Here is a 20764-nt window from a genome sequence, read left to right on the forward strand (position 1 = left end):
CCCGCCCCTCACCCCACACCGGCTCCGGAACCTCCCGCACCCGCCCATCCGCACCGAAGACAAGGAAGCGGTCAAAAGCGCGCGCGAACCAGCGGTCATGCGTCACCGCAACCACCGTCCCCTCAAACGCCTCCAACCCCTCCTGCAACGCCTCCGCCGACTCCAAATCCAAGTTGTCCGTCGGCTCGTCCAACAACAACGCCGTCGCCCCGGCCAGCTCCAGCAGCAGGATCTGGAAGCGGGCCTGTTGGCCGCCGGAGAGGCGGTCGAAGGGGAGCTGGGCCTGCTGGGTCAGTTCGTAGCGGCGCAGTGCAGGCATCGCGGCGCCGCGGTCGTGGGAGTGCTCCTTCCAGAGGATGTCCAGGAGGGTGCGGCCCTCCAGCTCGGGGTGGGAGTGTGTCTGCGCGAAGTGGCCGGGAGTGACGCGGGCGCCCAGCTTCCAGTCCCCCGTGTGGGGGACCTCGCCGCCCGACAGCAGCCGCAGGAAGTGCGACTTGCCGGACCCGTTCGAGCCGAGCACCGCGACCCGCTCCCCGTAGAAGACCTCCAGGTCGAAGGGGCGCATCAGCCCCGTCAGCTCCAGGCCCTGGCAGGTGATCGCCCGTACCCCCGTACGGCCACCGCGCAGCCGCATCCGGATGTCCTGCTCGCGCGGGGGCTCCAGCGGCGGGCCCGCCTCCTCGAACTTCTGCAGCCGGGTGCGGGCGGCCTGGAGCCGGGAGGCCATGTCGGAGTTGAAGGCGGCCTTCTGCTTGTACATCGCGACCAGCCGCTTGAGCTTCGCGTGCTCCTCGTCCCAGCGCCGCCGCAGCTCCTCGAAGCGCGCGAACCGCTCCTTGCGCGCCTCGTGGTACGTAGCGAAGCCGCCGCCGTGCACCCACACATCGCTGCCCGCGGCGCCCGGCTCCACGCTGACGATCCGGTCGGCGGAGCGGGCCAGCAGCTCGCGGTCGTGGGAGATGAACAGCACCGTCTTGTTCGTCTCGCGCAGCCGCTCCTCCAGCCACCGCTTGCCGGGCACGTCCAGATAGTTGTCCGGCTCGTCCAGCAGCAGTACCTCGTCCGTGCCGCGCAGCAAGGACTCCAGTACGAGCCTCTTCTGCTCACCACCCGAAAGAGTGCGCACCTGCCGCCACTGTGCCTTCTCGTACGGGACGCCCAGCGCGGCGACCGTACACATGTCCCACAGCGTCTCCGCCTCGTACCCGCGCGCCTCCGCCCAGTCGGCGAGCGCCTGCGCGTACTGCAGCTGCGCGGCCTCGTCGTCGACGGTCATGACCGCGTACTCGGCGTCGTCCACCGCCCGGGCCGCCGCCCGGATGCGCGGATGCGCCACCGCGACCAGCAGGTCCCGCACCGTGCTCTCGTCCCGCACGCTGCCCACGAACTGCGGCATCACGCCGAGCCCGCCGCTGACCGTCACCGTGCCGCCGTCCGGTTTCAACTCCCCCGCGATCAGCCGCAGCAGCGTCGTCTTGCCCGCTCCGTTCGCGCCCACCAGTGCCACCGAGGCGCCCTCGCCGACCCGCAGCGACACATCGTCGAAGAGCACTCTTCCGTCGGGCAGGCAGAACTCCAGATGCGCGGCTTCGACGTGTCCCATTCCGCAATCGTCACGTTCCGAAGACGCGAGAGCCAACTGAATATCCGGCGCAATAAGATGCGCTCATGAGCTTTGGGCAGGGGGGACCCGGGTGGGGTTCCCAAGGCGGACCCGACTGGAACCCCGGTGGTAACCCCGGGGGCTGGAACTCCGGCGGCCCCGGGGGTTCAGGACCCGACTGGGCAGCACTCGCCGAACAGGCCGAACGCAGCCGCGCCCGGCGCCGCCGCTGGCTGATGGCGGGCGGCGGGGCGCTGGCCACCGCTGCCGTCGCGGGCATCGTCGCGGTGGCCGTCGTCAACGAGGACGGCTCCAAGGGCGCCTCCGACAAGCCCTCGGACTCCCTGCCCTCCTCCGAGAGCGTCCCGCCCGACGACGATCCCAAGCCCACCTTCAAGGACGAGCCGCCGCCCCCGCCGCCGCCCCGGGACTTCATCTCGGACGCCAAGCGGGACAAGGCGCCGCTCAGCGCGAAGACGCTCTACCCCACCAAGCGCGTCACCATCAACGGGCGCCCCTACAAGCTGGCGAAGTCCGCCACCGCCAAGAACTGCGCCGAGGCCGCACACGCGGGCCTGGGCCCGGTGCTGACCCGCAACAACTGCACGGCCCTCTACCGCGCGACCTACACCAGGGACGGCCTCGCCGTCACGGTCGGCATCGCCGTCTTCAAGGACGCCAAGACGGCCGAGAAGGTCAAAAAGGAGTACCAGCCCAACCTGGTCGCTCTCCCCGGCGACGGCGTACCCGACTTCTGCCGCACCGTCACCTGCCGCACCACCGCCAACTCCCTCGGCCGCTACGCCTACTTCACGATCGCCGGCCGCACCAACGGCCAGGCTTCCGGCGCGAGCGACAAGAAGGCCCAGCAGACGGCGTTGGACGGCTCCAACTACGCCTATGCACGCGTTCTGAAGCGCGGCAAGGACCAGTCGGAGGCGGCGGCGAAGTAGCGCAGTTGCCCGTGCCCTTCGGGAGCTCGGAGCACCCTCAGCAGCACCCCGGCAGCGGCGGCAGCGTCCGCTTGTTGCGGGAGGCCAGATTTCGGGCCTCCAGCTCGTGGTCCGCGGGGTAGGCGACCTCTTCCAGAGTGAGGCCGTGGGGGCGTACGACATGGACGGCGGAGTCCCGCACCCCCGCGGCCAGCACCTTCGCGGGCCACTCCGGCGGCCGGTGGCCGTCGCCGACGAAGAGCATGGCACCCACCAGGGAGCGGACCATGTTGTGGCAGAACGCGTCCGCCTGCACCGTCGCCTCCAGCACACCGTCCGGGCGGCGCGCCCACTCCAGCCGCTGGAGCGTACGGATCGTCGTCGCACCCTCGCGCTTCTTGCAGTACGCCGCGAAGTCGTGCTCCCCCAGCAGCCCCCGCGCCGCCTCGTTCATGGCGTCGACGTCCAGCGGCCAGTTGTGCCACAGCACATGGCCGCGCAGCAGCGGGTCGACACCGCCGGGGTGGTCCGTGACGCGGTACGCGTAGCGGCGCCAGACCGCGGAGAAGCGGGCGTCGAAGTGGGCCGGGGCCTCGCTCAAACGCCACACCCGTACGTCCATCGGCAGCCGCCCCGCCAGCCGGCGCAGCAGGTGCTCGCCGTGTTCGGCCCACACCTCGTGAGGCAGATCCACATGGGCGACCTGCCCCCGCGCGTGCACCCCGGCGTCGGTACGCCCCGCGACGGTCAGCTCGGGCGTCTCGTCCCGCCGCAGCACCACCCGCAGCGCGTCCTCGATCTCACCCTGGACCGTGCGCTGCCCGCGCTGCCGCGCCCACCCGGAGAACTCCCGCCCGTCGTAGGCCAGGTCCAGCCGAATCCGCACCATGCGACACCCTCCAAAGCGGAGCGGGCCCACCCCGATGGGGCGGGCCCGCTCAATTTGCCGGTTCAGGCTTCCTCGGACTCGCCCTCGGCGGACTCCTTGGACTCCTCGGCGTCCTTCTTCAGGCCGGCAGCGGCCTCGTCACCAGCGGCGTCCTTGGCGGAGCGCTTGGTCGCGGCCTCGGCCTCGCCGACCGCCTGCTGCTGCACCGTCAGCGGCTCCACCAGCTCGATGACCGCCATCGGGGCGTTGTCGCCACGACGGGGGCCGATCTTGGTGATGCGGGTGTAGCCACCGGGACGGTTCTCGTACCGCGGGCCGATCTCGGTGAAGAGCGTGTGGACGACGCTCTTGTCCAGGATCGTGCGCATGACCTGGCGGCGGTTGTGAAGGTCGCCCTTCTTCGCCTTGGTGATCAGACGCTCGGCGACCGGACGCAGGCGGCGGGCCTTCGCCTCGGTCGTCGTGATGCGGCCGTGCTCGAACAGCGCGGTCGCCAGGTTGCCCAGCATCGCCTTCTGGTGCGCGGCGCTGCCGCCCAGACGGGGACCCTTGGTGGGCTTCGGCATGGTGTCTCTCCTTCGTTGTCACTGCACCGGCCGTACCAGGCACCGGCGGCAGTCCCGGCCGTATCAGGTACCGGGGGTTATGGGGGCTCCGGTCGGAGCCCCCACCGTTCAGGACGTGCTCAGTACTGCTCGGTCTCCACGAACCCGGCGTCCGCGTCGTCCTCGGCGCCGAAGGCGTCAGCCGCAGCCGTCGGGTCGAACCCGGGAGGCGAGTCCTTCAGCGCCAGGCCCATACCGGCCAGCTTCGCCTTCACCTCGTCGATGGACTTCGCACCGAAGTTGCGGATGTCCAGCAGGTCCGCCTCGGAGCGGGCCACGAGCTCGCCCACGGAGTGGATGCCCTCACGCTTGAGGCAGTTGTACGACCGAACGGTGAGCTCCAGCTCCTCGATCGGCAGCGCCAGGTCCGCCGCGAGCGCGGCGTCCGTCGGCGACGGGCCCATGTCGATGCCCTCGGCGTCGACATTGAGCTCGCGCGCCAGGCCGAACAGCTCGACCAGCGTCTTGCCCGCGGACGCCATGGCGTCACGCGGCCGCATGGCCTGCTTGGTCTCGACGTCGACGATCAGCTTGTCGAAGTCGGTGCGCTGCTCGACACGGGTCGCCTCGACCTTGTAGGTGACCTTGAGAACCGGCGAGTAGATGGAGTCGACCGGGATCCGGCCGATCTCCTGGCCCACCTGCTTGTTCTGCACGGCGGAGACATAGCCGCGACCGCGCTCGACGGTCAGCTCCATCTCCAGCTTGCCCTTGCCGTTCAGGGTGGCCAGGACCAGGTCCGGGTTGTGCACCTCGACACCGGCCGGCGGCGCGATGTCCGCAGCGGTGACCAGGCCCGGGCCCTGCTTGCGCAGGTACATCACGACCGGCTCGTCGTGCTCGGAGGAGACGACGAGGGACTTGATGTTGAGGATCAGGTCGGTGACGTCCTCCTTGACGCCCGGCACGGTCGAGAACTCGTGCAGGACACCGTCGATCCGGATGCTGGTCACAGCAGCGCCGGGGATCGAGGAGAGGAGCGTACGACGCAGGGAGTTACCGAGGGTGTAGCCGAACCCCGGCTCCAGCGGTTCGATCACGAACCGGGAGCGGAACTCGTCGACGACCTCTTCGGTCAGGGAAGGGCGCTGAGCGATCAGCATGGGATGTGTTCCTCCAGTCTTCGGCAACCGCTATTTGATGCCGGTACTGCAAGGGTACGGGCGGCCCGGCCGAAACACAGCCGAGACCGCCCCGCACCCACTTTCCGGGCACTGAGCCCGGAGCCGGACCCGATTACTTCGAGTACAGCTCGACGATCAGCTGCTCCTGCACCTGGGTGTCGATGCTGCAACACCCCGGGGAGCGATCCCCGGACCCCAAGCCGCACACGAGGCGCGGCCGCAGGCCGGACACCGGAGCCGGAAGCCGCACCCGATTACTTCGAGTACAGCTCCACAATCAGCTGCTCCTGCACCTGGGTGTCGATCACCTGGCGCTCGGGCAGCGAGTGGACGAGGATCCGCATCTTCGACGGGATGGCCTCCAGCCACGCCGGAACGGTCTTCTCGCCGGCCTCCGCAGCCGCCACCTGGAAGGGGGTCAGGTTACGGGAGGACTCACGGACCTCGACGATGTCGTTGACGGACACCCGCGCCGAGGGAATGTCGGTCTTGCGACCGTTCAGCGCGATGTGGCCGTGCTTGACCAGCTGACGTGCGTGGTCACGGGACTTGGCGAAGCCGGCCCGGTACACCACGTTGTCCAGACGGGTCTCCAGAATGCGCAGCAGGTTCTCACCCGTCTTGCCCTGCTGGCGATTGGCCTCGTTGAAGTACCCGCGGAACTGCTTCTCCAGCACGCCGTAGATACGGGCGGCCTTCTGCTTCTCGCGCTTCTGCAGCAGGTACTCGGAGTCCTTGGTGCGCCCGCGCCCGTGCTCACCCGGGGGGTAAGGACGGATCTCGATCGGGCACTTCGCGCTCTCGCACTTAGCTCCCTTGAGGAAGAGCTTCTGCTTCTCCCGACGGCAACGCTTGCAGTCGGCCCCGGTGTAACGCGCCATAGTTCTGTGATCTCCTACTTCAGTTTCAGACCCGGCGACGCTTCGGCGGGCGGCAGCCGTTGTGCGGGGTGGGGGTGACGTCCTGGATGGAGCCGACCTCGAGGCCGGTGGCCTGGAGGGAGCGGATCGCGGTCTCACGGCCGGAGCCGGGACCCTTGACGAAGACGTCCACCTTGCGCATGCCGTGCTCCTGCGCGCGGCGCGCCGCGTTCTCGGCGGCCATCTGCGCGGCGAACGGCGTCGACTTCCGCGAGCCCTTGAAGCCGACGTGGCCGGCCGAGGCCCAGGAGATCACATTGCCGGTGGGGTCGGTGATCGAAACGATGGTGTTGTTGAACGTGCTCTTGATGTGAGCGTGCCCGTGGGCGACGTTCTTCTTCTCCTTGCGGCGCACCTTCTTGGCGCCGGCCGTACGGCCCTTCGGAGGCATATAGAGATAACTCCCGTGAGGTGGTCGGTCCTACTACGCGGACCGCTTGCAGCGTGTCCGGTGCGGACTACTTCTTGCCCGGCTTCTTCTTGCCGGCGATGGCGCGACGCGGGCCCTTACGGGTGCGGGCGTTGGTCTTGGTGCGCTGGCCGTGGACCGGGAGGCCGCGCCGGTGGCGCAGACCCTCGTAGCAGCCGATCTCCACCTTGCGGCGGATGTCGGCCTGGATCTCACGGCGGAGGTCACCCTCGACCCGAAGGTTGTTGTCCACGTACTCGCGGAGCTTGACCAGCTCCTCCTCGCCCAGGTCCCGGACGCGGGTGTCCGGGTTGACCCCGGTCTCGCGCAGGGTCTGCTGGGCAAGGGTGCGGCCGATGCCGAAGACGTAGGTGAGGGCGACCTCGACGCGCTTCTCGCGCGGGAGGTCGACGCCAGCGAGGCGTGCCATGGATGTGGCTCCTGATGATTCCGTCGGAGGTCTGAAGCAGTGCCGCTCCCGTTCCCGAAGGGGACAGGTCCCCGGCCTCCGACCGGGGGTGTCGACACCGTGGGCGGTGTCGGGCCCTGCTTATGCAACTGTTGCTCGCGTCGCGCGAAGGAACTGCGAAAGGCAGGTCGTTAAGTCAGCCCTGGCGCTGCTTGTGGCGCAGGTTCTCGCAAATGACCATGACCCGGCCGTGGCGGCGGATCACCTTGCACTTGTCGCAGATCTTCTTGACGCTCGGCTTGACCTTCATGGTGTGAGGTTCTCCGGGTCTGGCCATCTCCCCACGGGAGCGGGAAGCCGGCACGATCTGTCGATCTACTTGTAGCGGTAGACGATCCGTCCGCGCGTCAGGTCGTAGGGAGACAGCTCCACCACGACCCGGTCGTCGGGAAGGATACGGATGTAGTGCATCCGCATCTTGCCGCTGATGTGCGCGAGGACCTGGTGCCCGTTCTGGAGCTCAACCTTGAACATCGCGTTCGGGAGAGACTCGACGACGGTGCCCTCGATCTCGATGGCCCCTTGTTTTTTGGCCATGCTTGAGCGCTTCACCTTCCGGGATCGGCTACCTGGGAGGCCCTGGTTTCTCCGACTGGCATACGGGTACACCTGGGCCGACGAGCCAGTCTACGACACCGCTCCCGAATAGACGAATCCGGGGAGTCTCCCCGTCCCGCGACAGGGTTAATCCGCCGGGCCCGGATCGAGGGCGTATCGGTGCCGGATTCAGCCCAGCGGGTCCGGCGCCGCCTCGATGCCGAGCTCCGCGAGCTTGGCCCGGCCGCCGTCCCGCGCGGTCAGCACCAGCGGGCCCTGCTCGGTCAGCGCGACCGAGTGCTCCCAGTGCGAGGACCAGGTGCCGTCGTTCGTCTTGACGGTCCAGTCGTCCGACAGCACGTGCGTACGGGGCGTGCCCAGGCTCACCATCGGCTCGATGGCCAGGCACATCCCCGGCACCAGCTTCGGGCCCCTGCCCCGCCGCCGCTCGACGTAGTTCAGCAGGTGGGGGTCCATGTGCATCTGGGAGCCGATCCCATGGCCGCCGTAGTCCTCGATGATCCCGTACTTGCCGCCCGCCGGGCGCGGCTGCCGCCGGATGTAGCTCTCGATGGCCTTGGAGATGTCCACCAGCCGGTTGCCCTTGCGCATGGCGGCGATCCCGGCCCACATCGACTCCCGCGTCACCCGGCTGAGCTCGTGCAGCTCGGCGGAGTGGCCCTCGCCCACGAAGACGGTCAGCGCCGCGTCCCCGTGCCAGCCGTCGATGATCGCCCCGGCGTCGATGGACAGCAGGTCACCGGCCTTGAGGACGGTGTCCTTGCTGGGGATGCCGTGGACGACGACATCGTTCACGGAGGTGCAGATGTTGCCGGGGAAGCCGCCGTAGCCGAGGAAGTTCGGCTTCGCCCCGTGGTCGGCCAGCACCTTCGCCGCGACCTCGTCCAGGTCCTTGGTCGTCGCGCCGGGCACTGCGGCCTCGGCGCACGCCTCATGCATCGCGGCGACGACCAGCCCCGCCTCGCGCATCTTCGCGATCTGCTCCGGGGTTTTGATCTCCACCATGCCGCCTCTGCCTCTCCGCTGACTGGTTGCCCCCACCAGTCTGCCAGCCCCTGCGGCGAGGACCGACTGTGAGGGCGCCCCCTCAGGGGCGCGGGGAACTGCGCGAGCGGCCGCGAGCACCCGCAGACTGCAACGCACCTCAAGGGGCAGCCCGTGAGCAGCGCGCACCCTGTCACGGAGGCCGGATACGAGAAGGGGCCGGGCGTCAGCCCGGCCCCCAGGGTCGAGGGGCGAACCCCGACATTCGACTACTCCGCGGAAAGCGCCCGCATCGCGCGCTCCGTGACTTCACTCACCGCACCCAGCGCGGAGATCGTCGTCACCAGCCCCTGCGCCTTGTAGTGGTCGATGATCGGCTCGGTCTCACTGTGGTAGACCTCCAGCCGCTTGCGCACGGTCTCCTCGCGGTCGTCCTCCCGCTGGTACAGCTCGCCGCCGCATACGTCGCAGACGCCCTCGGTCCTGGCCGGGCTGTACTCGACGTGGAACACATGGCTGCTGTCGTTCCGGCAGATCCGCCGCCCGGCGATCCGCTTGACGACCTCGTCCTCGGGGACCTCCAGGTCCAGCACCGCGTCCAGCTTCTGGCCGGTCTCGTCCAGATAGCCGTCCAGCGCCTGGGCCTGGGCGATGTTCCGCGGGAAGCCGTCGAGCAGGAACCCCGCCGCGGCGTCGGGCTCCTCCATCCGGCTCCTGGCCATCCCGATGGTCACCTCGTCGGGCACCAGCTGGCCGGCCCGCATGTACTCCTGCGCCTTCTGCCCGAGCGGGGTGCCCTGGCTGATGTTGGCGCGGAAGAGGTCGCCGGTGGCGATGTGAGGGATCGCGAGGTTCTTGGCGAGGAACGCCGCCTGTGTTCCCTTGCCCGCACCAGGGGGCCCGACGAGGACGATACGCATCAGCGGAGGAACCCTTCGTAATGGCGCTGCTGAAGCTGGCTCTCGATCTGCTTCACGGTCTCGAGACCGACGCCCACGATGATCAGGATGCTCGTTCCGCCGAACGGGAAGTTCTGGTTGGCGTTGAACATGATCAGCGCGACGGTCGGCACCAGTGCGATCAGACCCAGGTACAGAGAGCCGGGCCACGTGATGCGGTTCAGCACGTAGCTCAGGTACTCCGCTGTGGGACGACCAGCCCGGATGCCCGGGATGAAGCCACCATACTTCTTCATGTTGTCGGCAACTTCTTCGGGGTTGAAGGAGATGGCCACGTAGAAGAAGGCGAAAAAGACAATCAGCAGGAAGTAGGTCGCGATGTAAAGAGGGTGGTCACCCTTCACGAAGTGGGCCTGAATCCACTGCGCCCAGCCCGCCTGGGAGCCGCTGAACTGAACGATCAGGGCCGGAATGTAGAGCAGCGACGACGCGAAGATGACGGGAATCACACCCGCCTGATTGACCTTGAGCGGAATGTAGGTCGACGTTCCGCCATAACTCCGCCGGCCGATCATCCGCTTCGCGTACTGCACCGGAATACGGCGCTGCGCCTGCTCCACGAAGACCACGAGGGCGACCATCGCAAGTCCGCAGAGGATGACGGCGCCGAACTCGATCCAGCCGTCCGCCAGCTTGCCCTGCTTCTTGATGGCCCACAGCGCGCCGGGGAATCCGGCCGCGATGGAGACGAACATCAGGATCGACATGCCGTTGCCGATACCGCGGTCGGTGATCAGCTCGCCCAGCCACATGATCAGGCCGGTGCCGGCCGTCATCGTGATGACCATCACGACCGTGGCGAAGATGGACTGGTCCGGCACGATCTGGGTGCCGACGCTGCAGCCCTGGAAGAGGCTGCCGCTGCGTGCGGTGGCGACCAGTCCGGTGGCCTGGAGAATGGCCAGCGCGACGGTCAGATAGCGCGTGTACTGCGTGATTTTCGCCTGTCCGGCCTGCCCCTCCTTCTTCAGCGCCTCCAGCCGCGGAATGACCACGACCAGCAGCTGCAGGATGATGCTCGCCGTGATGTACGGCATGATCCCGAGCGCGAAGATGGTGATCTGGAGCAGCGCGCCACCGCTGAACATGTTGACCAGGCCGAACAGGCCCTGCGCGCCCTTGGCCTCGTCCATACAGGCTTGGACGTTCTCGTAGCTGACGCCCGGCACGGGAACGTGCGCTCCGATGCGGAAGAGCACCATGATGCCGAGCGTGAAGAGCAGCTTCTTGCGCAGGTCGGGCGTCTGGAACGCCCGGGCGAACGCGGTGAGCACGGTGCCTCCTGCGCCCCCCGCGATCAGTGGCGCGAGAGGTGACGGTCTTGAGGATCGACAGTTATCAACGTGGTGCCACCTTACCGGCCAGTGCACCACCGAGAAACGACCAGCTGTGCAAACGACCAACCGGGGATGTCCCGTTGGGACATCCCCGGCCTGTCGTTCACCTGGTCAACGAACTCAGAGGAGTTCGGTGACGGTGCCGCCGGCAGCGGTGATCTTCTCCTTGGCGGAGCCGGAGACCTTGTCGACGGTCACCGTCAGCGCCACCGAGATGTCGCCGTCACCGAGCACCTTGACCAGCTCGTTCTTGCGCACAGCGCCCTTGGCGACCAGATCGGCCACCGTGACCTCGCCACCCTCGGGGTAGAGCGCGGCCAGCTTCTCCAGGTTCACCACCTGGAACTGCTTGTGCGCTGGGTTGTTGAAGCCCTTGAGCTTGGGCAGCCGCATGTGCAGCGGCATCTGCCCGCCCTCGAAGCGCTCCGGAACCTGGTACCGGGCCTTGGTGCCCTTGGTGCCACGACCCGCGGTCTTGCCCTTGGACGCCTCACCACGACCCACGCGGGTCTTGGCGGTCTTGGCACCCGGGGCAGGACGCAGGTTGTGCACCTTCAGCGGGTTTTCGCCCTGAGAGTCAGCCATCTCAGTCGACCTCCTCGACCGTCACGAGGTGGCGCACGGTGTGCACCTGACCGCGAACGATGTCGCTGGCCTCGCGGACGGTCACATCGTTGACGCGCTTGAGACCGAGGGTCCGCAGCGTGTCACGGTGGTTCTGCTTGGTCCCGATAACGGAACGGGTCTGCGTGATCTTCAGGCGAGCCATTACGCGCTCACCCCTGCACGCGCCCGCAGCAGAGCGGCGGGTGCCACGTCCTCGAGCGGCAGACCACGACGGGCCGCGATCTCCTCCGGGCGCTGCAGCCCGCGCAGAGCGGCCACCGTGGCGTGCACGATGTTGATCGGGTTGGCCGAGCCGAGCGACTTGCTCAGCACGTCGTGGATGCCCGCGCACTCCAGCACGGCACGCACCGGGCCACCGGCGATCACACCGGTACCGGGCGAGGCCGGCTTGAGCAGCACGACACCCGCGGCCTCCTCACCCTGGATCGGGTGCGGAATGGTGCCCTGGATCCGCGGGACCTTGAAGAAGTGCTTCTTGGCCTCCTCAACGCCCTTGGCGATGGCGGCCGGCACCTCCTTGGCCTTGCCGTATCCGACACCCACGGTGCCGTCACCGTCGCCCACCACGACCAGCGCGGTGAAGCTGAAGCGACGACCACCCTTCACAACCTTGGCGACGCGGTTGATCGCGACGACGCGCTCAACGTACGCGGTCTTCTCGGCGGCAGCGCCGCCGTCCCGGCCCTTACGGTCCCGCCGCTCGCCGCCACCGGCGCCGCCACCGCGGCGCTGGGGTCCAGCCATTGGAATTACCTCTCTCTTTGTCCGCTAGCTCACGGAACCGGGGCTCAGAACTTGAGCCCGGCCTCGCGGGCGGCGTCAGCCAGAGCGGCAATCCGCCCTGCGTACTTGTTGCCACCGCGGTCGAACACGACGGCCTCGATGCCCGCGGCCTTGGCGCGCTCGGCGACCAGTGCGCCGACCTGCTTGGCCTGGGCGCTCTTGTCACCCTCACCACCGCGGACCGAGCTGTCCAGGTGCGACGCCGAGGCCAGCGTGTGGCCCGCGATGTCGTCGATCACCTGTGCAGTGATCCCGCGGTTGGTGCGCGTCACCACAAGACGGGGGCGCTCGGGGGTGCCCGAGACCTTCTTGCGGATGCGGATGTGACGGCGCTTGGTGGCGGCGCGCTTGTAGGCGTCGCCCTTGGCGATCTTCACGCCGTATGCCATGGCTTACTTACCAGCCTTTCCGACCTTGCGGCGGATGACCTCGCCGGCGTACTTCACGCCCTTGGCCTTGTAGGGGTCGGGCTTCCGCAGCTTGCGGATCTTCGCGGCGACCTCGCCGACCCGCTGCTTGTCGATGCCCTCGACCGTGAACTTGGTCGGGGACTCGACCTTGAAGGAGATCCCGTCGGGGGCCTCCACCAGGATCGGGTGGCTGTAGCCAAGCGAGAACTCCAGGTTGGAGCCCTTGGCCTGGACGCGGTAGCCGACACCGCTGATCTCGAGGTTCTTGCTGAACCCCTCGGTCACGCCAGTGATCATGTTCGCCACCAGCGTGCGGGACAGACCGTGCAGGGCCCTGTTCCGGCTCTCGTCGTTCGGACGGGTGACGACGAGCGCGCCGTCCTCGCCCTTGGCGATCTCGATGGGCGCGGCAACGGTGTGCGAGAGGGAACCCTTGGGGCCCTTCACCGCGACCGTCTGGCCATCGATGGTGACGTCCACACCGGCGGGAACCTGGATGGGGAGCTTGCCGATACGCGACATTGCTTTACCTCCGTTCCCTTCCGTTACCAGACGTAGGCGAGGACTTCCCCACCCACGCCCTTCTTCTGCGCCTGCTTGTCGGTCAGCAGACCGTGCGACGTGGAGATGATCGCCACGCCCAGGCCGCCGAGCACCTTCGGCAGGTTGGTGGACTTTGCGTAGACCCGCAGACCCGGCTTCGAGATCCGCTTGATGCCGGCGATCGAGCGCTCGCGGTTCGGGCCGAACTTCAGCTCGAGAACGAGGTTCTTGCCGACCTTGGCGTCCTCGGTCTTCCAGCCGGTGATGTAGCCCTCCTGCTGGAGGATCTCCGCGATGTGCGACTTGATCTTGCTGTGCGGCATCTCCACGGTGTCGTGGTACGCCGAGTTCGCGTTACGCAGACGCGTCAGCATGTCTGCGATGGGATCGGTCATGGTCATGTGATGGCCTTCGGCCTCTCTCGCCGGGGTTTCCCTGTATGCGTCGTCCCTCTCCCCGTCCGCCGGCCCGGAACAGGCCGACGACGGGACGGGTGCGTCGCGGGGGACCTACGGCGTAGTAAGCGACTTTTCAGCTTACCGAGAGTCCCAGCTAGTCCCCTAAGGGATTACCAGGAGCTCTTGGTCACGCCCGGCAGCTCGCCACGGTGCGCCATCTGGCGAAGGCACACGCGGCACAGGCCGAACTTGCGGTAGACGGAGTGCGGACGGCCGCAGCGCTGGCAGCGTGTGTAAGCACGCACCGAGAACTTCGGCTTCCGGCTGGCCTTCGAGATCAGAGCCTTCTTCGCCATGATCAGTTCTCCTTGAACGGGAAGCCGAGGTGACGAAGCAGGGCACGACCCTCGTCGTCGTTGGTCGCCGTGGTGACCACGGTGATGTCCATGCCCCGGACCCGGTCGATCTTGTCCTGGTCGATCTCGTGGAACATGACCTGCTCCGTGAGACCGAAGGTGTAGTTGCCCCTGCCGTCGAACTGCTTGGGCGACAGACCGCGGAAGTCGCGGATACGCGGCAGTGCGAGGGACAGCAGGCGGTCCAGGAACTCCCACATCCGGTCGCCGCGCAGCGTCACGTGGGCGCCGATCGGCTGCCCCTCACGCAGTTTGAACTGCGCGATGGACTTCCGGGCCTTGGTGACGGCGGGCTTCTGGCCGGTGATCGTGGCGAGGTCCTTGATGGCACCCTCGATCAGCTTGGAGTCGCGGGCGGCGTCGCCCACACCCATGTTGACCACGATCTTGGTCAGACCGGGGATCCGCATGACGTTGTCGTAGGAGAACTCGTCCTGCAGCTTGCCCTGGATCTCGGCGCGGTAGCGCTGCTTGAGGCGGGGGGCCTCGGTGGTGGTGGCAGTCATCAGATGTCCTCACCGGTCCGCTTGGCAACGCGGATCTTGTTGCCTTCGTCGTCGAAGCGGTATCCGACGCGGGTCACGACCTTCTTGCCGTCCTTCTCCACGACCAGCTGAACGTTGCTGACGTGGATCGGGGCCTCGGTCGTCACGATGCCGCCGGTCTTCGAACCGCGGGCCGTCTGACCGGCCTTGGTGTGCTTCTTGACCCGGTTGACACCCTCGACCAGGACCCGGTCCTCGCGCGGGTAGGCCACGATGACCTTGCCCTGCTTGCCCTTGTCCTTGCCGGTGATGACCTGAACCAGGTCGCCCTTCTTGATCTTCATGGTCACAGCACCTCCGGCGCGAGCGAGATGATCTTCATGAACTTCTTCTCGCGCAGCTCGCGGCCCACGGGACCGAAGATGCGGGTGCCGCGAGGGTCGCCGTCGTTCTTGAGGATGACGGCGGCGTTTTCGTCGAACCGGATGTACGAGCCGTCCGGGCGGCGGCGCTCCTTGACGGTGCGCACGATGACGGCCTTGACGATGTCGCCCTTCTTCACGTTCCCGCCGGGGATCGCGTCCTTGACGGTAGCGACGACGACGTCACCGATGCCCGCGTAGCGCCGGCCCGAGCCGCCGAGCACACGGATGGTGAGAATTTCCTTCGCACCCGTGTTGTCGGCGACGCGAAGCCGGGACTCCTGCTGGATCACGTCTATCTCCTGTATGTCTGCCGGTTCCCGGCAGGGATCTGACGATCCCTGCCGAGCCTGGCGGAACGAACCTTTGAGCCCAGGACGGGCTCGAAGGAGTTACTTGGCCTTCTCGAGGATCTCGACGATGCGCCAGCGCTTGGTGGCGGACAACGGCCGGGTCTCCATCAGGAGGACGCGGTCGCCGACACCGGCAGCGTTCTGCTCGTCGTGCGCCTTGAGCTTGTTCGTACGGCGGATGACCTTGCCGTACAGCGCGTGCGTGACGCGGTCCTCGACGGCGACGACGACGGTCTTGTCCATCTTGTCGCTGACGACAAGACCCTGCCGGGTCTTGCGGAAGCCGCGCTCAGTGTTCTTCTGGGTCACATTCGTCTCGCTCATCAGGCGCTCTCCACCGTCTCGATGCCCAGCTCACGCTCACGCATCAGGGTGTAGATCCGGGCGATGTCCTTGCGGACGGCCTTGAGCCGGCCGTGGTTCTCGAGCTGCCCGGTCGCCGCCTGGAAGCGGAGGTTGAACAGCTCTTCCTTGGCTTCGCGGAGCTTGGAGACAAGCTCCTCGTCGCCCAGCTCGCGCAGCTCGGACGCCTTGGTTCCGGCCGCCATCACGCGTCACCTGCCTCGCGCCGCACGATGCGGCACTTCATCGGAAGCTTGTGAGCAGCGCGGGTGAGCGCCTCACGAGCAATCTTCTCGTTCGGGTAGGACAGCTCGAACATCACGCGCCCCGGCTTGACGTTCGCGACCCACCACTCCGGCGAACCCTTACCGGAACCCATGCGGGTCTCGGCGGGCTTCTTGGTCAGCGGGCGGTCCGGGTAGATGTTGATCCACACCTTGCCGCCACGCTTGATGTGACGGGTCATGGAGATACGAGCGGCCTCGATCTGCCGGTTCGTCACGTAGGCACCGGTCACAGCCTGGATGCCGTACTCACCGAACGCGACCTCGGTACCGCCCTTGGCCATACCCGTGCGCTTCGGGTGGTGCTGCTTGCGGTGCTTGACCCTGCGCGGGATCAGCATGGGTCAGCTCTCCTTTCCTGAAGCGCTCGGCTCGGCAGCGGCACCGGCGGGCGCGGCGGACTCCGGCTTCGGAGTCTCGGCGCCACCCTGGCCCTGCTGCGGCTTGCGGCCGCGGCGCTCGCCGCCCCGCCCACGGGGACGGTCGTTGCCGCCACGCGACGGGCGGTTGCCCGCGCGGGCCGCGGCGTTCTCGGCGCGCACCTCGGCGATGTTCTTGACGTCGCCCTTGTAGATCCACACCTTCACGCCGATGCGGCCGAAGGTCGTACGGGCCTCGAAGAAGCCGTAGTCGACGTTGGCGCGCAGCGTGTGCAGCGGAACCCGGCCCTCGCGGTAGAACTCCGAGCGCGACATCTCGGCACCGCCGAGACGGCCGCCGCACTGGATCTTGATGCCCTTGGCACCGGCCTTCATCGCCGTCTGCATGCTCTTGCGCATGGCGCGGCGGAAGGAGACCCGGGAGGACAGCTGCTCGGCGACCGCCTGGGCGACGAGCTGCGCGTCCGTCTCGGGGTTCTTCACCTCGAGGATGTTGAACTGGATCTGCTTGCCGGTGAGCTTCTCCAGGTTGCCGCGCAGCCGGTCCGCCTCGGCGCCGCGGCGGCCGATGACGATGCCCGGACGGGCGGTGTGGACGTCGACGCGGACGCGGTCACGCGTGCGCTCGATCTCCACCTTGGAGATGCCCGCCCGCTCCATGCCCTGGGTGAGCATGCGGCGGATCGAGACGTCTTCCTTGACGTAGTCCTTGTAGAGCTTGTCGGCATACCAGCGCGACTTGAAGTCGGTGGTGACGCCGAGCCGGAACCCGTGCGGGTTTACCTTCTGGCCCATTACCGGGTTCCTTCCTTGCTGCTCACGACCACGGTGATGTGGCTCGTCCGCTTACGGATCCGGTAGGCGCGGCCCTGGGCGCGCGGCCGGAACCGCTTCAGGGTCGGGCCCTCGTCGACGTAGGCCTCGGAGATGTAGAGGCTGTCGACGTCCGTGTGGTCGTAGTTGTGCGCGGCGTTGGCGATGGCGCTGTCGAGCACCTTGCCCACCGGCACGCTCGCGGCCTGCGGGGCGAAACGCAGGACCGCCTGAGCCTCCGTGGCGTTCATGCCACGGACAAGGTCCACCACCCGGCGGGCCTTCATGGGCGTGACGCGCACATAGCGCGCTGAGGCCCTGGCTTCCATGGTTGTCCCTTCGGTGTCAGTCATGATCTACACACCCCGCCCGTCAGCGACGACGCGACTTGCGGTCGTCCTTGACGTGGCCGCGGAAGGTGCGGGTCGGCGCGAACTCGCCGAGCTTGTGGCCGACCATCGACTCGGTGACGAACACCGGGACGTGCTTGCGGCCGTCGTGCACCGCGATCGTGTGGCCCAGCATGGCCGGGACGATCATCGAGCGGCGAGACCAGGTCTTGATGACGTTCTTAGTGCCCGCGTCGTTCTGGGAGTCCACCTTCTTGGCAAGGTGGTCGTCGACGAAGGGCCCCTTCTTGAGACTGCGCGGCATCTAAAACCCGCCTCCTAGCGCTTCTTGTTCGTCTTGCGGCGGCGGACGATGTACTTGTTGCTGGCCTTCTTCGGCGAGCGCGTACGGCCCTCCTTCTGACCCCACGGCGAGACCGGGTGGCGGCCACCGGAGGTACGGCCCTCACCACCACCGTGCGGGTGGTCGATCGGGTTCATGACCACACCGCGGACGGTCGGGCGGACGCCCTTCCAGCGCATCCGGCCGGCCTTGCCCCAGTTGATGTTCGACTGCTCGGCGTTGCCGACCTCGCCGACGGTGGCGCGGCAGCGGACGTCGACCAGCCGGATCTCACCGGACGGCATACGCAGGTGGGCCATCCGGCCCTCCTTCGCCAGCAGCTGCACCGAAGCACCGGCGGAGCGGGCGAACTTGGCGCCGCCGCCCGGCTTCAGCTCGATCGCGTGGATCGTGGTACCGACGGGGATGTAGCGCAGCGGCAGGTTGTTGCCGGGCTTGATGTCGGCGCCCTGGCCGTTCTCGACGCGGTCGCCCTGCTGAATGCCGCGCGGGGCGAGGATGTAGCGCTTCTCGCCGTCCACGTAGTGCAGCAGCGCGATGCGCGCGGTGCGGTTCGGGTCGTACTCGATGTGCGCGACCTTCGCCGGCACGCCGTCCTTGTCGTGCCGACGGAAGTCGATCACGCGGTAGGCGCGCTTGTGGCCACCACCCTGGTGACGTGCAGTCACACGACCGGCGTTGTTACGGCCGCCCTTGCTGTGCAGCGGGCGGACCAGCGACTTCTCCGGCGTGTCCCGCGTGATCTCGACGAAGTCGGCGACGGATGAGCCGCGACGGCCCGGAGTCGTCGGCTTGTACTTGCGGATACCCATTTCTCAGTCCTCGGAAGATTCAGGACTTCTGAACGACCTGGCCCCCGTCAGGAGGCCGGGCCGCCGAAGATGTCGATTCGGTCGCCCTCGACAAGGGTCACGATGGCGCGCTTGGTGTCGGCGCGCTTGCCGTAACCGGTGCGGGTGCGCTTGCGCTTGCCCTGGCGGTTGATCGTGTTGACCCCGGCGACCTTGACCGAGAAGACCTCTTCGACGGCCTGCTTGATCTGGGTCTTGTTCGCACGCGGGTCGACGATGAACGTGTACTTGTTCTCGTCCAGCAGCGCGTAGCTCTTCTCCGAGACGACCGGCCGCAGCAGCAGGTCGCGCGGGTCGGAGAAGGTCTTGCTCGGGTCGGCCGGCGCGACCGGGCCCGGACCTTCGGCAGCCCTGCGGGCGGCCTTGGCGACGCGGGCGGCCTTCGCGGCCTTCGCTGCCTTGGAGGCAATGCTCGGGTGTCGCGTAGCCATCAGGCGTCGCTCCCTTCGGTGTGGGCCTGCGGGCCAGCAACGAAGGACTCGAGCGCGGCCTTGGTGAAGACCACGTCGTCCGAGACGAGCACGTCGTAGGTGTTGAGCTGGCCCGGCTCCAGGATGTGCACCTGGGGCAGGTTGCGGGCGGACAGCCAGGCGGCCTCGTCGCTGCGCTCGGCGACCAGCAGCAGGTTCTTCCGCTCGCTGATCCTGCCGAACAGGCTCTTGGCGGCCTTCGTCGAGATGTCGCCCTCGACCACGCCGGACACGACGTGGACGCGGCCGTGGCGGGCCCGGTCGGAGAGGGCACCGCGCAGCGCGGCGGCCTTCATCTTCTTCGGGGTCCGCTGCGAGTAGTCGCGCGGCACGGGGCCGTGCACGACGCCACCGCCGGCGAACTGCGGCGCACGGGTCGAGCCCTGGCGGGCGCGTCCGGTGCCCTTCTGGCGGTACGGCTTCTTGCCGCCGCCGCGGACCTCGCCGCGGGTCTTGGTCTTGTGCGTGCCCTGGCGGGCCGCGGCCAGCTGGGCGACGACGACCTGGTGGATCAGCGGAACGCTGACCTGCGCGTCGAAGATCTCCGCGGGGAGCTCGACGGTCCCGGTCTTGTCGCCGGCCGGCGAAAGGATGTCAATGGTGCTCATCGGTTCCTCAGGCCCCCTTGGCCGCGGTACGGACCAGGACGAGGCCGCCGTTCGGACCGGGGACTGCGCCCTTGATGAGCAGCAGGCCCTTCTCCGCGTCAACGGCGTGGACGGTCAGGTTCTGGGTGGTGACCCGCTCGTTGCCCATCCGGCCGGCCATGCGGGTGCCCTTGAAGACCCGGCCCGGGGTGGCGCAGCCACCGATGGCGCCCGGCTTGCGGTGCACGCGGTGGGCACCGTGCGAAGCCTTGCCGCCGTGGAAGCCGTGGCGCTTCATCCCGCCGGCGAAGCCCTTGCCCTTCGACTTGCCGGTCACATCCACCTTGACGCCGGCCTCGAAGGTGTCCGCGTTCAGCTCCTGGCCGAGGGTGTACTCGGACGCGTCGGAGGTGCGGATCTCCACCAGGTGGCGGCGGGGGGTGACGTCGGCCTTGGCGAAGTGGCCCTTGAGGGGCTTGTTCACCTTGCGCGGGTCGATCTCGCCGAAGGCGATCTGGACGGCCTCGTAGCCGTCCTTGTCTGCGGTGCGGACCTGGGTCACGACGTTCGGCCCGGCCTTGACGACGGTCACGGGGACAACGCGGTTGTTGTCGTCCCAGACCTGGGTCATGCCGAGCTTCTCGCCCAGGACGCCCTTGATCTGCTTGGTCATCTCTACGACACCCCTCAGAGCTTGATCTCGATGTCGACGCCGGCCGGCAGGTCCAGGCGCATCAGCGAGTCAACGGTCTTGGGAGTCGGGTCGAGGATGTCGATCAGACGCTTGTGGGTGCGCATCTCGAAGTGCTCGCGCGAGTCCTTGTACTTGTGCGGCGACTTGATGACGCAGTACACGTTCTTCTCTGTGGGCAGCGGCACCGGGCCTGCGACCGACGCGCCAGTACGCGTCACCGTCTCGACGATCTTCTTCGCCGAGTTGTCGATGACCTCGTGGTCGTAGGCCTTGAGCCTGATGCGGATCTTCTGTCCCGCCATGGCTACTTCGTAGTCCTGTCTCTCGTAACGCTCTGGACCCCGTTGATTTCCTGCCTTCGCCCACTACCCGACCCACGCGGTCGGGCGTGTCGGCTTCCTTCTCATGCGGACGCACAAAAGTG

At 67.7% G+C, this 20764-nt stretch carries 34 protein-coding genes; 1 reads left to right on the forward strand and 33 read right to left on the reverse strand.

Annotated elements, in window-relative coordinates:
- The coding region (locus ITI46_RS14135) for an ABC-F family ATP-binding cassette domain-containing protein (protein WP_209239885.1) at positions 1 to 1603 on the reverse strand (1603 nt) is incomplete at its 3' end.
- Between the two features lie 65 nt (positions 1604 to 1668).
- On the opposite strand from ITI46_RS14135, the gene ITI46_RS14140 reads away from it, so the two are divergent.
- Complete coding sequence (locus tag ITI46_RS14140) at positions 1669 to 2556, forward strand: hypothetical protein (protein WP_209239886.1); 888 nt, start codon at positions 1669 to 1671, stop codon at positions 2554 to 2556.
- Positions 2557 to 2593: 37 nt separating this feature from the next.
- On the opposite strand, the gene truA is transcribed toward ITI46_RS14140, so the two are convergent.
- The 32 genes from truA to rpsJ form a co-directional block, all read right to left on the reverse strand.
- The gene (gene truA / locus ITI46_RS14145; protein ID WP_209239887.1) at positions 2594 to 3424 is read right to left on the reverse strand and encodes a tRNA pseudouridine(38-40) synthase TruA; all 831 of its coding nucleotides are present in this window, start codon (positions 3422 to 3424) and stop codon (positions 2594 to 2596) included.
- Positions 3425 to 3486: 62 nt separating this feature from the next.
- Positions 3487 to 3990, reverse strand: a complete 504-nt coding sequence (gene rplQ, locus ITI46_RS14150; protein WP_209239888.1) for a 50S ribosomal protein L17 — start codon at positions 3988 to 3990, stop codon at positions 3487 to 3489.
- Positions 3991 to 4109: 119 nt separating this feature from the next.
- Positions 4110 to 5132 (reverse strand): DNA-directed RNA polymerase subunit alpha, encoded by a 1023-nt coding sequence (locus ITI46_RS14155; protein ID WP_030883950.1) that lies wholly within the window; start codon positions 5130 to 5132, stop codon positions 4110 to 4112.
- 275 nt (positions 5133 to 5407) lie between these two features.
- Entirely contained in the window at positions 5408 to 6034 is a 627-nt protein-coding gene (gene rpsD, locus ITI46_RS14160; RefSeq protein WP_209239889.1) for a 30S ribosomal protein S4, read from the reverse strand.
- Positions 6035 to 6059: 25 nt separating this feature from the next.
- On the reverse strand, positions 6060 to 6464 hold the full coding sequence (rpsK, locus tag ITI46_RS14165; RefSeq protein ID WP_016473404.1) for a 30S ribosomal protein S11: 405 nt from the start codon (positions 6462 to 6464) through the stop codon (positions 6060 to 6062).
- A gap of 67 nt (positions 6465 to 6531) precedes the next feature.
- Complete coding sequence (rpsM, locus tag ITI46_RS14170; protein ID WP_209239890.1) at positions 6532 to 6912, reverse strand: 30S ribosomal protein S13; 381 nt, start codon at positions 6910 to 6912, stop codon at positions 6532 to 6534.
- A 175-nt stretch (positions 6913 to 7087) separates the two neighbouring features.
- Positions 7088 to 7201, reverse strand: coding sequence for a 50S ribosomal protein L36 (rpmJ, locus tag ITI46_RS14175; protein ID WP_009740505.1), 114 nt, complete (start codon positions 7199 to 7201; stop codon positions 7088 to 7090).
- Between the two features lie 65 nt (positions 7202 to 7266).
- Positions 7267 to 7488, reverse strand: a complete 222-nt coding sequence (gene infA, locus ITI46_RS14180) for a translation initiation factor IF-1 (protein WP_003948620.1) — start codon at positions 7486 to 7488, stop codon at positions 7267 to 7269.
- 189 nt (positions 7489 to 7677) lie between these two features.
- Positions 7678 to 8514 (reverse strand): type I methionyl aminopeptidase, encoded by an 837-nt coding sequence (map, locus tag ITI46_RS14185; protein ID WP_209239891.1) that lies wholly within the window; start codon positions 8512 to 8514, stop codon positions 7678 to 7680.
- Positions 8515 to 8762: 248 nt separating this feature from the next.
- Complete coding sequence (locus tag ITI46_RS14190; protein ID WP_209239892.1) at positions 8763 to 9413, reverse strand: adenylate kinase; 651 nt, start codon at positions 9411 to 9413, stop codon at positions 8763 to 8765.
- On the reverse strand, positions 9413 to 10726 hold the full coding sequence (gene secY, locus ITI46_RS14195; protein WP_209239893.1) for a preprotein translocase subunit SecY: 1314 nt from the start codon (positions 10724 to 10726) through the stop codon (positions 9413 to 9415). The genes ITI46_RS14190 and secY overlap by 1 nt, the downstream gene beginning before the upstream one ends.
- A gap of 183 nt (positions 10727 to 10909) precedes the next feature.
- Positions 10910 to 11374, reverse strand: a complete 465-nt coding sequence (gene rplO / locus ITI46_RS14200; RefSeq protein WP_209239894.1) for a 50S ribosomal protein L15 — start codon at positions 11372 to 11374, stop codon at positions 10910 to 10912.
- A 1-nt stretch (position 11375) separates the two neighbouring features.
- Entirely contained in the window at positions 11376 to 11558 is a 183-nt protein-coding gene (gene rpmD, locus ITI46_RS14205) for a 50S ribosomal protein L30 (RefSeq protein WP_209239895.1), read from the reverse strand.
- On the reverse strand, positions 11558 to 12160 hold the full coding sequence (rpsE, locus tag ITI46_RS14210; protein WP_027738926.1) for a 30S ribosomal protein S5: 603 nt from the start codon (positions 12158 to 12160) through the stop codon (positions 11558 to 11560). The genes rpmD and rpsE overlap by 1 nt, the downstream gene beginning before the upstream one ends.
- 44 nt (positions 12161 to 12204) lie before the next feature.
- Positions 12205 to 12588: a 50S ribosomal protein L18 gene (gene rplR / locus ITI46_RS14215; protein WP_209239896.1), complete on the reverse strand. Its 384-nt coding sequence runs from the start codon at positions 12586 to 12588 to the stop codon at positions 12205 to 12207.
- Between the two features lie 3 nt (positions 12589 to 12591).
- A complete protein-coding gene (gene rplF, locus ITI46_RS14220) occupies positions 12592 to 13131 on the reverse strand; it encodes a 50S ribosomal protein L6 (RefSeq protein WP_209239897.1) in 540 nt (179 codons plus the stop codon).
- 23 nt (positions 13132 to 13154) lie between these two features.
- Entirely contained in the window at positions 13155 to 13553 is a 399-nt protein-coding gene (gene rpsH, locus ITI46_RS14225) for a 30S ribosomal protein S8 (protein WP_209239898.1), read from the reverse strand.
- 167 nt (positions 13554 to 13720) lie between these two features.
- Positions 13721 to 13906: a type Z 30S ribosomal protein S14 gene (locus ITI46_RS14230; protein ID WP_027738922.1), complete on the reverse strand. Its 186-nt coding sequence runs from the start codon at positions 13904 to 13906 to the stop codon at positions 13721 to 13723.
- A gap of 2 nt (positions 13907 to 13908) precedes the next feature.
- Positions 13909 to 14472 (reverse strand): 50S ribosomal protein L5, encoded by a 564-nt coding sequence (rplE, locus tag ITI46_RS14235; protein ID WP_099883480.1) that lies wholly within the window; start codon positions 14470 to 14472, stop codon positions 13909 to 13911.
- The gene (rplX, locus tag ITI46_RS14240; protein ID WP_209239899.1) at positions 14472 to 14795 is read right to left on the reverse strand and encodes a 50S ribosomal protein L24; all 324 of its coding nucleotides are present in this window, start codon (positions 14793 to 14795) and stop codon (positions 14472 to 14474) included. The genes rplE and rplX overlap by 1 nt, the downstream gene beginning before the upstream one ends.
- A gap of 2 nt (positions 14796 to 14797) precedes the next feature.
- Complete coding sequence (gene rplN / locus ITI46_RS14245; RefSeq protein WP_019354942.1) at positions 14798 to 15166, reverse strand: 50S ribosomal protein L14; 369 nt, start codon at positions 15164 to 15166, stop codon at positions 14798 to 14800.
- Between the two features lie 99 nt (positions 15167 to 15265).
- Complete coding sequence (rpsQ, locus tag ITI46_RS14250; RefSeq protein WP_099883478.1) at positions 15266 to 15550, reverse strand: 30S ribosomal protein S17; 285 nt, start codon at positions 15548 to 15550, stop codon at positions 15266 to 15268.
- The gene (gene rpmC / locus ITI46_RS14255) at positions 15550 to 15774 is read right to left on the reverse strand and encodes a 50S ribosomal protein L29 (RefSeq protein ID WP_016473420.1); all 225 of its coding nucleotides are present in this window, start codon (positions 15772 to 15774) and stop codon (positions 15550 to 15552) included. The genes rpsQ and rpmC overlap by 1 nt, the downstream gene beginning before the upstream one ends.
- Complete coding sequence (rplP, locus tag ITI46_RS14260; RefSeq protein ID WP_099883477.1) at positions 15774 to 16193, reverse strand: 50S ribosomal protein L16; 420 nt, start codon at positions 16191 to 16193, stop codon at positions 15774 to 15776. The genes rpmC and rplP overlap by 1 nt, the downstream gene beginning before the upstream one ends.
- Positions 16194 to 16196: 3 nt before the next feature.
- On the reverse strand, positions 16197 to 17027 hold the full coding sequence (rpsC, locus tag ITI46_RS14265) for a 30S ribosomal protein S3 (RefSeq protein WP_209239900.1): 831 nt from the start codon (positions 17025 to 17027) through the stop codon (positions 16197 to 16199).
- Positions 17027 to 17374, reverse strand: a complete 348-nt coding sequence (gene rplV, locus ITI46_RS14270; protein WP_099883475.1) for a 50S ribosomal protein L22 — start codon at positions 17372 to 17374, stop codon at positions 17027 to 17029. Before rplV ends, rpsC begins: the two co-directional genes overlap by 1 nt.
- A 43-nt stretch (positions 17375 to 17417) precedes the next feature.
- Complete coding sequence (gene rpsS, locus ITI46_RS14275; protein ID WP_030883866.1) at positions 17418 to 17699, reverse strand: 30S ribosomal protein S19; 282 nt, start codon at positions 17697 to 17699, stop codon at positions 17418 to 17420.
- 14 nt (positions 17700 to 17713) lie between these two features.
- Positions 17714 to 18550: a 50S ribosomal protein L2 gene (gene rplB / locus ITI46_RS14280; protein ID WP_099883473.1), complete on the reverse strand. Its 837-nt coding sequence runs from the start codon at positions 18548 to 18550 to the stop codon at positions 17714 to 17716.
- A gap of 47 nt (positions 18551 to 18597) precedes the next feature.
- Entirely contained in the window at positions 18598 to 19020 is a 423-nt protein-coding gene (gene rplW, locus ITI46_RS14285; RefSeq protein WP_209239901.1) for a 50S ribosomal protein L23, read from the reverse strand.
- Positions 19020 to 19667, reverse strand: coding sequence for a 50S ribosomal protein L4 (gene rplD / locus ITI46_RS14290; RefSeq protein ID WP_209239902.1), 648 nt, complete (start codon positions 19665 to 19667; stop codon positions 19020 to 19022). Before rplD ends, rplW begins: the two co-directional genes overlap by 1 nt.
- 7 nt (positions 19668 to 19674) lie before the next feature.
- Positions 19675 to 20319, reverse strand: coding sequence for a 50S ribosomal protein L3 (gene rplC, locus ITI46_RS14295; RefSeq protein WP_209239903.1), 645 nt, complete (start codon positions 20317 to 20319; stop codon positions 19675 to 19677).
- A 14-nt stretch (positions 20320 to 20333) separates the two neighbouring features.
- The gene (gene rpsJ / locus ITI46_RS14300) at positions 20334 to 20642 is read right to left on the reverse strand and encodes a 30S ribosomal protein S10 (protein ID WP_016473429.1); all 309 of its coding nucleotides are present in this window, start codon (positions 20640 to 20642) and stop codon (positions 20334 to 20336) included.
- Positions 20643 to 20764: the final 122 nt, after the last annotated feature.

The sequence above is a fragment of the Streptomyces oryzae genome, from assembly GCF_017676365.1.
Taxonomy (GTDB): Bacteria; Actinomycetota; Actinomycetes; order Streptomycetales; family Streptomycetaceae; genus Streptomyces; species Streptomyces oryzae.